This window comes from Microbacterium sp. Nx66, from assembly GCF_904066215.1.
GTDB lineage: Bacteria > Actinomycetota > Actinomycetes > Actinomycetales > Microbacteriaceae > Microbacterium > Microbacterium meiriae.
The window spans coordinates 97,159-111,039 of record NZ_LR880474.1 but is presented as its reverse complement, the minus strand read 5'-3'; the positions used below and the strand labels follow the sequence as shown (position 1 = coordinate 111,039).

The following is a 13,881-nucleotide window of genomic DNA, read 5'->3' as shown; positions in this document are numbered from 1 at the left end:
GAGTCAGCGTCCCTCGGCGGCCTCGGTGTGGTGCCGGATGACCTCGGCGACGACGAAGTTGAACCACTTCTCCGCGAACTCCGGGTCGAGGTGGGCGTCTTCGGCGAGCGCCCGGAGCCGGGCGACCTGCTGCTCCTCGCGGTTCGGGTCGGACGGCGGCATCGCGTGCTCGGCCTTCAGGTGTCCCACCTGCTGTGTGGCGCGGAACCGCTCCGCGAGCAGGAAGATCAGGGCCGCGTCGATGTTGTCGATGCTCGCACGCAGCCGGAGCAGTTCGGCCTTCGGATCCTCAGCGGCAGTCATGCCCCTACTCTAGAGCCGCAGATCACCCTGCCCTCGACGAGGGGCACCGCTATCGTGTGCTCATGAGCAACGACCAGTCGCCGGCCTCCGCTCCGCAGGACGACCAGGGCAGCCGCGCCCCGGAATCCGCCCCCGTCGATGCCGCGCTCGTCGGCGCCGCGGTGGAGGCGCCGGGAAACACGCCGATGGCGCCCAGCCCGCCCCGGCCCGTGGTGATCGAGCCGACCACGCCGAGCCGCTCGTTCTGGACGCGGATCGATCGGCCGTTCGTCTTCGGGTTCCTCGTGACGCTCGGCGGCCTCGGGGCGCTCGTGATCGGCAGCGCGCTCTACAACCTCTCCACCGTGCTCATCTACATCGCGCTCGCGCTGTTCGCCGCGCTCGGCCTCGACCCGGCCGTCCGCTTCCTGGAACGCCGCGGGCTGTCCCGCGCGCTCTCCGTCGTGGTGACGATCCTCGCCCTCATCGTCGTCGTCGGCCTCGTCCTCTGGATGATCGTTCCCATCGTCGTCGAGCAGATCGCGGGCTTCGTGAAGTCGGTCCCCGGCATGATCCGGGACTTCACGAAGTCCGACATCTACGCCACTCTCAACGACCAGTTCGGCGACCAGTTCCAGGACCTCGTATCGGAGGTGGAGAAGTTCCTGTCGGACTTCGGCAACCTCGCGACGATCGGCGGAGGCGCGCTGCAGGTCGGTGCGTCCATCGCGAGCGGCATCTCGGGCGCGATCGTCGTGCTCGTACTGACCCTGTACTTCGTCGCGACGCTCCCGGCCATGCGCCAGGGGCTGCTGCGCCTCGTCCCGGCCCGCGACCGCGGCCGCGCGGACGACATCTCCCAGCAGATCACCGACTCCGTGGGTGGTTACGTGATGGGGATGGTGGTCCTCGCCTTCTGCAACGCGACCCTCGCCCTCATCCTCTACACCGTCCTCGGACTGCCGTTCCCGCCGCTCATGGCCGCCATCGCCTTCTGCGTCACGCTCATCCCGCTGGTCGGCTCGGTGCTGTTCTGGATGATCGGCACCATCCTCGCGCTGTTCACGAACCCGATCGCCGCCCTGATCTTCGCCGCGATCTACCTCGTCTACATGCAGATCGAGGCGTATGTGCTCACGCCGCGGGTCATGAACAAGGCCGTCGCGGTGCCGGGCTCGCTCGTCGTCATCGGCGCTCTCGCCGGCGGCACGCTCCTCGGCCTGCTCGGCGCCCTGGTGGCGGTGCCCGTCACCGCCTCGATCCTCATCATCGTCAAGCAGGTGGTCGTGCCGAAGCAGGACTCTCGCACCTGACCCCGCCCCGTGCACAACTCCGGAGATTCGGGGCGACACGCCGTCAGCCGGGGGTCCTCCGCGGCGTGTCGGGCGAGATCTCCGGAGCTATGCACGCCGGCGGTCGAGAACGACGAAGCGCCCGGACCCTGAGGGCCGGGCGCTTCGCGGGGAGACGACTCAGATGAGGTCGTTGTCCGTGAGCCACTGCTTCGCGATGTCCTCCGCCGACTTCTGGTCGACCGTGCTCTGCACGTTGAGGGCGACGAGCTCCTCGGCGGTCAGCTTGGCGCTGATGCCGTTGATGACGTCGGCGATCTCGTCGGCCACGTCGCTGGACGCGATCGGCACGACGTTGGAGGCCAGGATGATGTTCTCCGGGTCCTCCAGCGCCACGATGTCCTCGGTCTGGAATGCGGGGTCGGCGGAGTAGATGTCCGCCACCTGGATCTCGCCGGCGAGCAGCGACTCCAGCGTCGTGGGACCGGTGGCCGAGAACGCCAGGTCGACGCCGTAGACCTCCTTGGCCGCAGCCGGACCGTACGGACGCTGCTCGAACTCGGGCGCCGCACCGATCGTGACCGGGGTGGTCACGTCCGCGAGGTCGGCGATCGAGGTGAGGTCGTTCTCCTTGGCGAAGCTCTTGAGCACCGTGTAGGTGTCCTGGTCGGACGCCTCGGCGTAGTCGAGCGCGGTGAGGCCGTCCGGGAGCGCGTCCTTCAGCGCGGCGTAGACGTCGTCCGGGCTCGTGGCGGTCGCATCCTTGTCCAGGTACTCGAGCAGGTTGCCCGTGTACTCCGGGAACAGGTCGATCGCCCCGGACTCGACATCCGGCATGTAGGCGTCGCGCTGGCCGATGCTGAACTGACGGTCGACGTCGAAGTCGGCGGCCTCGAGCGCCTGCGCGTAGATCTCGGCGATGATCTCGTTCGAGTAGTAGGCCTGCGAGCCGATGACGATGGTGTCGCTGCCCCCACCGTCGCCGGAGTCGTCGGTGGGCGCGTCCAGGGGGTTGCTGTTGGCGCAGCCCGAGAGGGCGAGGGCGGCGGCGAGCGCGATGCCGCCGGCAAGGGCGAGGCGGGACTTTCGTGCGGTGAACATGGACTTCCTCTTCTCTGGGGGACGATGCTGTGGGTCAGGCGGGTGCGGCCGCGGGGGCGGTCGCCCGAGCGCGGCGGCGTTGCGGACGGGTGCGCACACCGCGGGGCACCGCGGCGTGCTGGGCGAGCGCGAGCAGGAGGTCGACGAGGAGCGCGAGCACCGCGACGAGGATCGCGCCGCCGAGCACCTGGTCGAAACGGCGGAGCGGGATGCCCTGGATGATCGGCCAGCCGAGGCCGCCGAGGTTCACGTAGGCCGCGATCGTCACCGTGGCGATCACCTGCAGCAGCGCCGAACGGAGGCCGCCGACCAGCAGCGGCATGCCGAGCGGCACCTCGACCTTCCAGAACACCTGCCAGCCGGTCATCCCCATCGCCCGCGCCGCATCGATGGTTCGGCGATCGACTGCCTCCAGGCCCGTGTAGGCGCCGGCCAGCAGGGACGGGATCGCCAGGACGACGAAGGTGATGATCGCCGCCAGCGGCGTGCGCAGCACGCCCAACAGAAGCACCAGGAGGACCATGAGTCCGAAGGACGGGATGGCGCGGGCCGCTCCGGAGACGGCGACCGCGATCTCCCGCCCCTTCCCGGTGTGCCCGATGAGCCAGCCGAGCGGTACGGCGATCACCGCGGCGATCAGCACGGAGACCACCGTGTAGAAGACATGCTGGCCGAACAGGACGGGGAGGGAGTACGTCCCGACCCAGCGGTCGGGGGAGAACAGCCAGGCGAAGGCCTCGGTGAACACGTTCATGCGGCCGTCCTCAACGTGATCGTCCGACGCGCGGCGGCGGGGGTGGCCGCCGCCCGCGTCCACGGCATGAGGGCACGCCCGAGGAGCACGAGCAGGAGGTCGATGACCAGAGCGATGACGACGACGGCGACGATGCCGGTGAAGACCTCGGCGAGGATGCGGCGCTGGAGGCCGTTCGTGAACAGGTAGCCGAGGTTCGTGACGCCGACGAGGATGCCGACCGTCGCGAGCGAGATGGTGCTCACCGCCGCCACGCGGAGGCCCGCGAGGATGACCGGCCCGGCGAGCGGGAAGTCGACCGTCCAGAAGCGGCGGAACCCGCCGTAGCCCATCGCGACCGCGGACTGCCGGATCGCGGGGTCGACCGAGTCCAGGCCGTCGGACACAGCGCGGACGAGGATCGCGATCGCGTAGATCGTCAGGCCGATGACGAGGTTGGCCGGGCTGCGCGCCGGGTAGCCCGCCACAGACGGCAGCAAGATCAGGAGGGCGAGGGAGGGGATCGTGTAGAGCAGCCCTGTCAGGACGATGACCGGACCCTTCACGAGTTGATATCGCCAGGCCACCCACCCCAGTGGGAGCGCCAGCACGAAACCGAGCACGATCGCGATCGCGCTCTGCTGCAGGTGCACCGCGGTGAGCTCGAGGATCAGCCCGAGGTTGTCGCCGACCCAGTTCACGGGGCCGCCTTCATCGCATCTGCTCCGTCGACCACGCCCTCCGGCGCATCGACGATCGCTCCCTGCGTGCGGCCCTCGGAGTCGACGACCACGGTCCCGCGCGGGGTCTGCTTGAGATGCAGCGCGCGGCGGCCGCGGTCGGCTCCGATGAACGAGGAGACGAAGTCGTCGGCCGGGTTCTCGATGATCTCGCTCGGGCTGCCGACCTGCACGATCCGGGCGCCCTTGTCGAGGATGACGACCTGGTCGCCGAGGAGGAACGCCTCGTCGATGTCGTGCGTGACGAACACGACCGTCTTGTCGAGCTCGTGCTGCAGCCGCAGGGTCTCCTGCTGGAGGTCGGCGCGCACGATGGGGTCGACCGCTCCGAACGGCTCGTCCATGAGGAGGATGTTCGGATCGGCGGCGAGCCCGCGGGCCACCCCGACGCGCTGCTGCTGACCGCCTGACAACTGGCTCGGGTACCGCTCGGCGAGCGCCTGGTCGAGGCCGACGGTCGTGAGCAGCTCGCGAGCACGCTCATGCGCCTGTGTGCGCTTCACCCCGTTCAGCCGCAGCACGGTGGCCACGTTGTCGATGACGGTGAAGTGCGGCATGAGCCCGGAGTTCTGCATCACATAGCCGATGCGCCGGCGCAGGACGACCGGGTCGCCCGAGAGCACGCTCTCCCCGTCGATCTCGACCTCCCCCGACGTCGGCTCGACCATGCGGTTGATCATCCGCAGCAGGGTGGTCTTCCCGCAGCCGGAGGATCCGACGAACACGGTGGTCTTGCGGGAGGGCAGCACGAGGCTGAAGTCGTCCACGGCGAGCGTCCCGTCGGGGAAGCGCTTCGTGACGTTGCGGAACTCGATCATGAGGGTGTCTCTCCGACGGTCGTTCGGACGTGCGGTCGTGCGTCGTGCGGGACTAGGCCGAGACCTCGACGCCAGGGGCGAAGGCGACGTAGCCGGAGAAGTCCTTGCCGACCCGGTCGAACGCCGACGGGTACGGATGCGGGTACGACCACGCGAGATCCTTGTGCAGCTCTCCGCCGACCTGGACGGAGTAGTACTGGCACTCGCCCTTCCACGGACACGTGTACGGGGTGGGGCTCTCGACGAGGGCGTCCGGCGCGACGGATGCCGGCGGGAAGTACCAGTTCCCCTCGATGCGGATGAGGTCGTCCTGGTCGGCCTCGGCGATGACGTTTCCTGCGAGTACAGCCTTCATGGTCCTGCCTCCTCGGATGTGGGTTCGAGCGTATAAGACGGGTGCGACATCCGGCACCGGGTTGCGCGCGGGGTCGTCAATCTGGGACATATTGCGCGTTCTGTTCGTCACGCGTCCGGAATCGGATTGCCCGGATCAGGCCGAGTCGCGGCCGTAGCCCTCCAGCAGCCGCAGCCAGATCTCGCTGATCGTGGGGTAGGAGGGCACCGCGTGCCAGAGTCGGGCGATCGGAACCTCCCCGACGATCGCGATGGTCGCGGCGTGGACGAGCTCGGCGACCTCCGGGCCGACGAAGGTCGCCCCGATCACGACGTCGCGGTCGGTGTCGACGACCAGGCGCGCCTGCCCGGCGAAGCCGTCCTCGTACAGGCTCGCGCCCGCCACCCAGCCGAGGTCGTAGTCGACGGCCCGGACGGCGGTGCCGGCCTCGCGGGCCGCCGCCTCGGTGAGTCCGACCGATCCGACCTCCGGGATCGAGAAGGTGACCTGCGGCACCGCGGCGTGATCGGCCGTGGCGGCGTGACGCCCCCAGGGGGCGTCGTCGACGGCGTCGCCCTTCGCGCGGGCGGCGATGACGTCGCCCGCCGCGCGCGCCTGGTACTTGCCCTGGTGGGTCAGCAGCACACGGCCGTTGACGTCGCCCACGGCGTAGAGCCAGTCGTGTCCGGGGACGCGGAGGGTGTCGTCGGTCTCGATCCAGCGGCCCGGTTCGAGTCCGACAACGTCGAGGCCGATGTCGGCGCTGCGCGGGGAGCGTCCGGTCGCCACGAGCACCTCGGCGGCGGTCACGGTCTCCCCGCCGTCGAGCGTGATCGTCACCCGGTCGCCGTCGCGGTGCACTGCGGTCGTGCCGGTGTCGGTGCGGACGTCGACGCCGAGCTCACGCAGGCCGTCGGCCACCCGCTCCCCGGCGAAGGGCTCCATCCCGCCCAGCAGCCCGCTGCGCGCGAGGAGCGTCACCGACGAGCCGAGCGCGGCGTACGCGGTGGCCATCTCGACCGCGACCACGCCGCCGCCGATCACCGCGAGGCTCTCGGGCAGCTCCTCGGCACTGGTCGCCTCGCGACTCGTCCACGGCGAAGCCTCTCGCAGACCCTCGATCGGCGGGATGACCGCGTCCGAGCCGGTGCTGATGGCGACCGCGTGACGGGCGCGCAGCACGCGGGTGCCGCCGTCCTGGTCGGTCACGGTCACCTCGCGCTCCCCGGTCAGCCGGCCGTGGCCTCGGGCGAGGTCGATGTGGGCGGACTCGAGCCACTTCACCTGTCCGTCGTCGGACCAGTTGCTCGTGAAGGAGTCGCGGCGCTCGAACACCGCCCGCACGTCGAGGCTCCCGGTGACGGCCTGCGCGGCGCCGGCGACGTGCTGCGCGGCACGGAGCGCCTGGGCCGAACGGAGCAGGGCCTTCGACGGCATGCAGGCCCAGTACGAGCACTCCCCGCCGACGAGCTCGCTCTCCACGATGATCGCACTGAGACCGCCCTGCACCGCCCGGTCCGCCACGTTCTCCCCGACCGGACCACCGCCCAGCACGATGAGGTCGTATTCGTCGGTCTTCTCGGCAGCAGTCATGCTCGCCCCTCTCGTGGCCGCATCGGTCCGTGGCCCAGTCTCGCTCATGAGGAACGTCGAGTCACGGGTGAGTTGTTCCCGTCGGCCGATATGCCCGTCTTCCCCGCGTGTTCCCGTTCCGGATCCACGACGTTCCTTCCGACGACGTTCCGGGTGCACGACCCGAGTGCGGCTGCACGGCTCGGACGGGACCGATCCGCCGGCAGACGTGACCTGGTCGTGCATCCGGACCAGGAACCACGGACTCGTCACGGCGGGCTACGGGTCCGGATCCGGGTCGGCGAGCCCGGTCCGAGGTTCCGGATGCACGACGTGGGGACGGTCGCACAGGCCGGACGGGGCGATCCGCCGGCAGACGTGTCACGGTCGTGCATCTGGAACAGGACGGACGGAGTCGACGGGACGGACGGAGTCGACGGAACGGACGGAGTCGACGGAACGGACGGAGTCGACGGGACCGGAAAGGACGGCCCGATAGTCAGGCGACGACGGAGGGGACGCGGCGGGGGTCGGCGAAGGCCCGGGGATAGGCGCGACGGAGGGCCATGACGATGAGGGTGGCCGCGGTCACCTTGATGAGGTCGCCGGGAAGGAAGGCCAGGGTCGAGAGGGCCGTGAGGTCGAGCGGGACGCCGGTGACGAGGGCCTGCACGGGGATGCCGAAGGCGTAGACGACGAGGACGCCGCCGACGAACGCCGCGATCGCGGCGCGCCACCAGGTCGGGCGGCCGGTGCGCATCAGGAGTCCGATGACGACGACACCGGCGACCCACCCGAGCAGATATCCCGCCGTGGGGCCGACGAAGACCCCGAGTCCGCCACGCCCGCCCGCGAGCACCGGGAGACCGATCGCCGCGAGCACGAGGACGAGTGCGACCGACCACGGCGCGACACGCGGTCCGAGGACGAGACCCGCCAGCATGACGGCGAGCGTCTGTCCGGTGATGGGCACCCCGCCGGGCAGCGGGACGACGACCGTGCCGAGCACGATGATGAGCGCGGCGAAGACGGCGACGCGGCCGAGGGTCGCCGAGGTGTCGCGGCTCGTGGGGGTCATCGGTCCATCCTTCCTGAACGGTGTTCACCTGAACACCGTTCATCAGGCTAGAGGGCGGGCCACGCGGGGCGCAAATCACCCCGCGGCGGCCGGGTCGACACCCCTCGTCCGCGGAGCGAGGACGGCCGCTCCCGCCCCGACCACGGCGGCGAGGGCGAACACCGCGGCGAACGGATCCACCCCTGCCGCAGCCCCGAGGGCGACGAAGAGCGAGCCCGTGACGGCGAGGGCGAGCGCACTGCCGAACGAGTCGGCCACGGTCATGGCGCCACTGTTGAACCCCTGTTCCGCGGGGGACGACATCGCCAGGACGAGAGCGCTCGTGCGCGGGCTCATCAACCCCATCCCGGCGCCGGCGACGATCCAGGCGAACGCGGCGAGCAGCGCGGGCGCCTGCATCACGGTGATCACCAGGACGAGCGCAACCCCGACGACCACGAGGATCGTCCCCACCCGCACGGCCGTCACGCTCGACAGGCGCTCGCCCATCCGCCCTTGGACGGTCGCCGCCGCCGACCAGGCGAGCGCACCCCCGGTCAGCGCGAGCCCGGCGAGGGTCGGCGACAGCAGGTATCGATCCGTGAGCAGGTACGGCAGGTAGATCTGCGCCCCGAAGAACGCCGCCGCCCCCAGACCGCGGACCAGGATCACCGACGGCAGCCCCCGACGGGCGACGAGGGTGCCCCGAGGAACGAGTGGGCGCACTGCCGCGACCGCGACCACCACCGCCACCGCCGAAAGGAACGGACCGGCGACCGGGACCTCTCCCACGAGGTCGAGGGCGAGCACCGCGACGGCGGCGAGCACCGACCATCCCAGCCGTCCGAGCGCCCAGGGCGTGTTCGCGTCCCCGCTGCGGGCGAGTCCCCGGAGAGCCGGGACGACCATCAGCAGTGCGAGCACGACGAGGACCACGACGCCGAGGAAGACCCAGTGCCAGCTCCACACCTCCGTGACCGCTCCTGCGATCGTCGGACCGATGAGGGAGGGGATGACCCACGCGGCGGCGAACCCCGCGAAGATCGCCGGGTGCAGCGACGTCGGATACACCCGGGCGACCACGACGTAGAGCGCCACCATGAGCCCGCCGTTGCCGAGCCCCTGGGCGAAGCGCCCGGCGACGAGCACCTCCATGCTCGACGCAAGCCCCGCGACGAGCAGCCCTACCGTGAACAGGACGACGGACGCATACAACGGCACCACGGGACCCCGCCGGTCCGACCAGTTTCCGGCCACGACCATGCCGATCACGCTCGTCGCGAGCGGCCCGGCGAAGGCGAGCGCGTACAGCCGCTCTCCGTCGAGGTCGGCGCTGACCGCGGGCATCACCGTGGTGACCGCCAGTGATTCGAAGGCGCCGAGGAACACGAGGGCGCACGCGCCGATCGTGATCCAGACGTACTCGCCACCGAGGATGCGGGGCGGGGCGGGCGTGGACGGCGCAGCGCGCCCGGTCTCGGTCGTCATGAGGACGACGCTAGAACCTCAAGAATGGTTGAGGTCAAGCCCGGGGTACGCGCAGCCCGCACAGGCTCAGCGGAGCGGGAGGATGCTCGTCGGTGCGGGAGCCTGCGCCTCGTGCCGAACTCCGAGCGGGGCTCCCGTGCGGTCATCGAGGTCGAGCAGCGTCACGGTGTCGGAACGTTGCCCTGCGACGAGGAGCTTGCCCTGGTAGACGAGGTGATGCCGCGGCCAGTCGACACCGGAATCGGCGAGCGCGACGGGCTCCAGAGCCTCGCCGCTGCCACGCACCCGCAGCGCCGCGATGGTGTTGCTGCCGCGCAGAGCGGTGTAGAGGAACTGACCGTCCTTGGTGCGAGCGAGCTCGGCGGGGAAGTCCACGCCGACCTGTGCGATGGGGCTCGCCGGAGCCGAGGAGACGACGCTCCAGGTGCCGTCGGCGGCCGCTGCGAGCGTGAAGACCTCGCACGAGTACTCCGTCACGATGTGCAGGTGGCCACTCGGATGCACGACCATGTGCCGCGGGCCGGTGCCGCGCGGGAGCACGACCTCCTGATCGAGGGCGAGCCCACCACCCTGCAGGCGCCAGAACCGGACGAGATCGAACCCGAGATCGGTCGTCACCACGCGGCCGTCCGGGAGGAAGGCGGCGGCGTGCGCGTGGGATGCGCGGTCCGCGGCGCCGTACGGATCGACCGCGGCGATACCATCACCGGCGGGAGTGACGGGAGCCGCATCCGGGTCGCCGTCGCCGAACAGGGCGGCACGCAGGGCCGCGGCTGCATCCTCCTTCGCCGGGACAAGCTGGCCATCGGCGGCGAGCCCGAAGCGGACGACCCGCCCGTCGCCGTAACAGCTGACGACGAGCGTCTGGCCGTTCGGCGACACCGCGAGATGGCAGACGCCGTCCCCCGTCGGCACCGGATCGCCCAGCGGGGACAGCGCCATCTCGCCCGTGCGCACGAACGCCTGCACCGCGGCATCGCCCTCCAGCGCCGCGTACACGACGTCGAGGGACGGATGCGCCGCCAACCACGACGGCGACGGCGTCTGCGTCACGGGTCCGCGGTAGGCGAGCGTCGTGGCCTCACGGCCCTCGTCACCGGCCAGCACGCCGATCCCCTCGGCGGAGCCTTCCATCGCCGGGCCGTAGCCCCCGAGCCAGAACCGTGTCATGCCGATCAGTCGAGCAGGTCGTGACGCACGATCACCTGATCGCGCTCCGGGCCGACGCCGATCACCGAGATGCGGGTGTTGCTCATCTCCTCCAGCGCGAGCACGTAGTCCTGCGCCGTCTGCGGAAGATCCTCGAAGGTGCGCGCGGTCGAGATGTCCTCGCTCCACCCGGGGAAGTACTCCAGGATCGGCTTCGCGTGGTGGAAGTCGGTCTGGTTCACCGGCACCTCGTCGAAGCGCTCCCCGTCGACGTCGTAGGCCACGCACACCGGGATCTTCTCGAGCCCGGTGAGGATGTCGAGCTTGGTCAGCACGAGGTCGGTGATGCCGTTGATGCGCGTGGCGTACCGGGTGATGGGGGCGTCGTACCAGCCCACGCGGCGGGGACGCCCGGTCGTGGTGCCGAACTCGAAGCCCTGCTTGCGCAGCCAGTCGCCCTGCTCGTCGAACAGCTCGGTCGGGAACGGGCCGGAGCCGACGCGGGTCGTGTAGGCCTTGACGATGCCGACGATGCGGTCGAGTGCGCCGGGGCCGACGCCGGACCCGGTCGAGGCGCCGCCGGCCGTGGCCGAGGACGACGTGACGAACGGGTAGGTGCCGTGGTCGATGTCGAGCATCGTGGCCTGGCCACCCTCGAACACGACGACCTCGCCGCGGCTCAGTGCCTGGTCGATGAGGTAGCCGGTGTCGGCGACCATCGGACGCAGACGCTCGGCGTAGGAGAGCAGGTCGTCGACGATCTCGTCGCAGGTGACGGCGCGGCGGTTGAAGACCTTCACCAGGAGGTGGTTCTTCTGGTCGAGAGCGCCCTCGACCTTCTGGCGCAGGATGTTCTCGTCGAAGAGGTCCTGCACGCGGATGCCGACGCGGTTGATCTTGTCGGCGTAGGCCGGACCGATGCCGCGGCCGGTCGTGCCGATGTTGCGCTTGCCGAGGAAGCGCTCGGTGACCTTGTCGAGCGTGCGGTGGTACTGGGTGATGATGTGCGCGTTGGCGCTGACCTTGAGCCGCGAGACGTCGATGCCGCGGGCGGACAGGGCCTCCAGCTCGGAGAAGAGGACTTCGAGGTCGATGACCACGCCGTTGCCGATGACCGGGTTCACGCCGGGCGACAGGATGCCGGAGGGCAGCAGGTGCAGGGCGTACTTCTCGTCGCCGACGACGACGGTGTGCCCGGCGTTGTTGCCGCCGTTGAACTTCACCACCCAGTCGGTGCGCTCACCGAGCAGATCGGTGGCCTTGCCCTTTCCTTCGTCGCCCCACTGCACGCCGACGATCACGATTCCTGGCATGGGTAACCCCCTGGATGATGCCTCTCGCCGGGATTCCACCGGCGGATGAGCTGGCCCGATCGGGCTCTCCCATCCTATCGGCAGGCCTCCGACAGCCCTCGGAAGCGCGATACGGGACGGAATACACACCGGCCCGAGGCCCTGGAGGCGCGGTTTCGATCCCGTATCAGGCGGTGGCGCGCGTTCGTCGACGAAGGCTCACCGAGGACCAGCACTTCCGCTCACGAGGAAGGGACTCGTAGCGATTCCGGCACGACCTTCGCCTGTGCGATCCCACGGGGACCGCCTGGTGCGGTGTGGACCGAGCCCACGAGATCGGGTGGCGGCCATGTGGTGCTGAGCCCCCGGCGTATCGCGTCTGCCCTTGCCGGTGTGGTGGACCATCGGTGCATGAGCCCCTCCGGGAACTCCTGGATCTCGCCACCTCGGAGACGGGGCCGGACCAGCGTGGAGTACTCCGCGTCGTACCAGGTGGCCCACTGAGGGTCGACCGGCAGCCCTCCCCACGCTCCGTCGAAACCGCGCGGACGCGCCGTCGCGAACCGAGTGTCGTTGAGCTCGGCGAAGGCGAAGAAGCTGCCGACGCGACGTGCCACATCCACGAGGAACCCCGCGACTGCGCCTAACGCGTCCGACTCCACCAAGTGGTCGAGCTCGAAATCGATCGAGATCGTCTGATAGTCGCCACCGATCGGGGTCCACAGTCACCGGACCTTGACGAAGTAGTCCGATGACAGGAGCGCGACGGGCATCTCGCTCGCGCGAGCCGTCGATTTGCGGTGATTGTCAGGATCCGCCTGAACAGGAACGAACTCGGAGGGGACCCAGGCCCCCGGCTCCGTCCATGAAGCGCTGACGCTCGTCGCGGGCATGTTCGAGCGATAGAGCATGCCGCCGCTCAGCTCGCGATGCGCACCCGCGGTCAGATGCGGGCGGACGAGGTCGGCGTACTCCGTGGAGAACCAGCTCAGCCACGGAGGGCTCTGCGGCAGGCCTGGCCACTCACCCCGTTGCGGCAGCGCCATCGTCGGGGAGAAGCGGGACTGCGTGACCTCGGCGAATGAGAAGAAGCTGCTCGAACGCTGTGCGAGATCGACGAAGAAGCTCTCGAAGGCGCTGACGAACCGAGGCTTGGAGAGCGCCGACGCGTCGAAGACGAGCCGGACGCGCTGCTGTTCAGCGATGGACTGATCGGACCACCCACTGACAAATCCCGAGATGAGCGGCTTTCGCCCCCGGAGGACCAGTCTGCTGCGGTCACCATCTTCTCGGTAGATGCGGTCGACCCCTTCCGCCCCCTCCTCTGCGAGCTTTCCTCGTAGTGGCTCGCTGAACCCGAACACGGTGGGCAGTGCGGCCGGAAGATGCTCCTTCGCCGACTCGAGATACATCTGGGCAAACGAAGGGCTTTCCTCGTCGAAGCGCCGGAACCACTCGACGTGCAGGAACTTCTCGCGGCTGGGCCCGGTCCTCCGTGACACGTATCGAGGGTCGGACGTCTCCTCCACGGCGACCTGTGGGTCGTGCACGACCCCTCCCACCACCCCGGCCAGATCATCCGCGAAACGCAGCGCATGTCCGATATGGGGCTGCGCAGAGCCTTCGACGACGACTGCGTACCGGAAGCGCACGTTGTCGGGGAGGCCGGTGGGAACACTGTCCATGTCCTCGCCGCCGACGTCGTGCGGCCCGTCGACGATGAAGCAGTACTCCCCTGAATCATGAGTGAAGGCCTGAACGAGCCCCTCGCCAGCGATCTCGCTCGCTGTGACTGGACCCGTCCCGGTCTGCACCTCGGACGGTGCGAGCCGGAGCTTTCCATACACTTCGATGTCGTACGACATGACTACCTCCGGCGGGTCCGTGGCCTTCGTGACGCCATCTCGACCATCATTGCCGAAGCTTGTCCGCCGGGGAAGCGCGATACGGGACGGAATACGCTCCTTCCGGGGTCGCCGGAGGCACGATTTCGATCCCACACCCGGACGGAGGCACGTTCTCG

At 69.7% G+C, this 13,881-nt stretch carries 13 protein-coding genes; 1 reads left to right on the top strand and 12 read right to left on the bottom strand.

Annotated elements, in window-relative coordinates:
* Positions 1 to 3: 3 nt before the first annotated feature.
* Positions 4 to 303, bottom strand: coding sequence for a chorismate mutase (locus MICNX66_RS00530; RefSeq protein ID WP_025104206.1), 300 nt, complete (start codon positions 301 to 303; stop codon positions 4 to 6).
* 62 nt (positions 304 to 365) lie between these two features.
* Between MICNX66_RS00530 and MICNX66_RS00525 the strand changes: the two genes are divergently transcribed.
* Positions 366 to 1,595, top strand: a complete 1,230-nt coding sequence (locus MICNX66_RS00525) for an AI-2E family transporter (protein ID WP_187662867.1) — start codon at positions 366 to 368, stop codon at positions 1,593 to 1,595.
* A gap of 159 nt (positions 1,596 to 1,754) precedes the next feature.
* Here the strand turns inward: MICNX66_RS00525 and MICNX66_RS00520 are convergent, their stop codons facing one another.
* The 11 genes from MICNX66_RS00520 to MICNX66_RS00470 all read right to left on the bottom strand — a co-directional run bounded on the left by MICNX66_RS00520 (position 1,755) and on the right by MICNX66_RS00470 (position 13,723).
* Entirely contained in the window at positions 1,755 to 2,675 is a 921-nt protein-coding gene (locus MICNX66_RS00520; protein ID WP_187662866.1) for an ABC transporter substrate-binding protein, read from the bottom strand.
* Between the two features lie 34 nt (positions 2,676 to 2,709).
* A complete protein-coding gene (locus tag MICNX66_RS00515; RefSeq protein ID WP_025104209.1) occupies positions 2,710 to 3,429 on the bottom strand; it encodes an ABC transporter permease in 720 nt (239 codons plus the stop codon).
* Positions 3,426 to 4,109, bottom strand: coding sequence for an ABC transporter permease (locus tag MICNX66_RS00510; protein WP_025104210.1), 684 nt, complete (start codon positions 4,107 to 4,109; stop codon positions 3,426 to 3,428). The genes MICNX66_RS00515 and MICNX66_RS00510 overlap by 4 nt, the downstream gene beginning before the upstream one ends.
* The gene (locus tag MICNX66_RS00505; protein ID WP_187662865.1) at positions 4,106 to 4,966 is read right to left on the bottom strand and encodes an ABC transporter ATP-binding protein; all 861 of its coding nucleotides are present in this window, start codon (positions 4,964 to 4,966) and stop codon (positions 4,106 to 4,108) included. The genes MICNX66_RS00510 and MICNX66_RS00505 overlap by 4 nt, the downstream gene beginning before the upstream one ends.
* Positions 4,967 to 5,018: 52 nt before the next feature.
* Positions 5,019 to 5,321, bottom strand: coding sequence for a DUF427 domain-containing protein (locus MICNX66_RS00500; protein WP_187662864.1), 303 nt, complete (start codon positions 5,319 to 5,321; stop codon positions 5,019 to 5,021).
* A 135-nt stretch (positions 5,322 to 5,456) separates the two neighbouring features.
* Positions 5,457 to 6,893, bottom strand: a complete 1,437-nt coding sequence (locus MICNX66_RS00495) for a dihydrolipoyl dehydrogenase family protein (protein ID WP_187662863.1) — start codon at positions 6,891 to 6,893, stop codon at positions 5,457 to 5,459.
* A 478-nt stretch (positions 6,894 to 7,371) separates the two neighbouring features.
* Positions 7,372 to 7,950: a biotin transporter BioY gene (locus tag MICNX66_RS00490; RefSeq protein ID WP_187662862.1), complete on the bottom strand. Its 579-nt coding sequence runs from the start codon at positions 7,948 to 7,950 to the stop codon at positions 7,372 to 7,374.
* Between the two features lie 75 nt (positions 7,951 to 8,025).
* Positions 8,026 to 9,417, bottom strand: coding sequence for an MFS transporter (locus MICNX66_RS00485; RefSeq protein ID WP_187662861.1), 1,392 nt, complete (start codon positions 9,415 to 9,417; stop codon positions 8,026 to 8,028).
* 66 nt (positions 9,418 to 9,483) lie between these two features.
* Positions 9,484 to 10,587, bottom strand: coding sequence for a lactonase family protein (locus MICNX66_RS00480; protein WP_187662860.1), 1,104 nt, complete (start codon positions 10,585 to 10,587; stop codon positions 9,484 to 9,486).
* A 5-nt stretch (positions 10,588 to 10,592) separates the two neighbouring features.
* Positions 10,593 to 11,879 carry an adenylosuccinate synthase gene (locus MICNX66_RS00475; protein ID WP_060922320.1) on the bottom strand — a complete coding sequence of 429 codons (1,287 nt, stop codon included), beginning with the start codon at positions 11,877 to 11,879 and terminating at the stop codon, positions 10,593 to 10,595.
* A 704-nt stretch (positions 11,880 to 12,583) separates the two neighbouring features.
* A complete protein-coding gene (locus MICNX66_RS00470; protein ID WP_187662859.1) occupies positions 12,584 to 13,723 on the bottom strand; it encodes a hypothetical protein in 1,140 nt (379 codons plus the stop codon).
* Positions 13,724 to 13,881 lie beyond the last annotated feature (158 nt).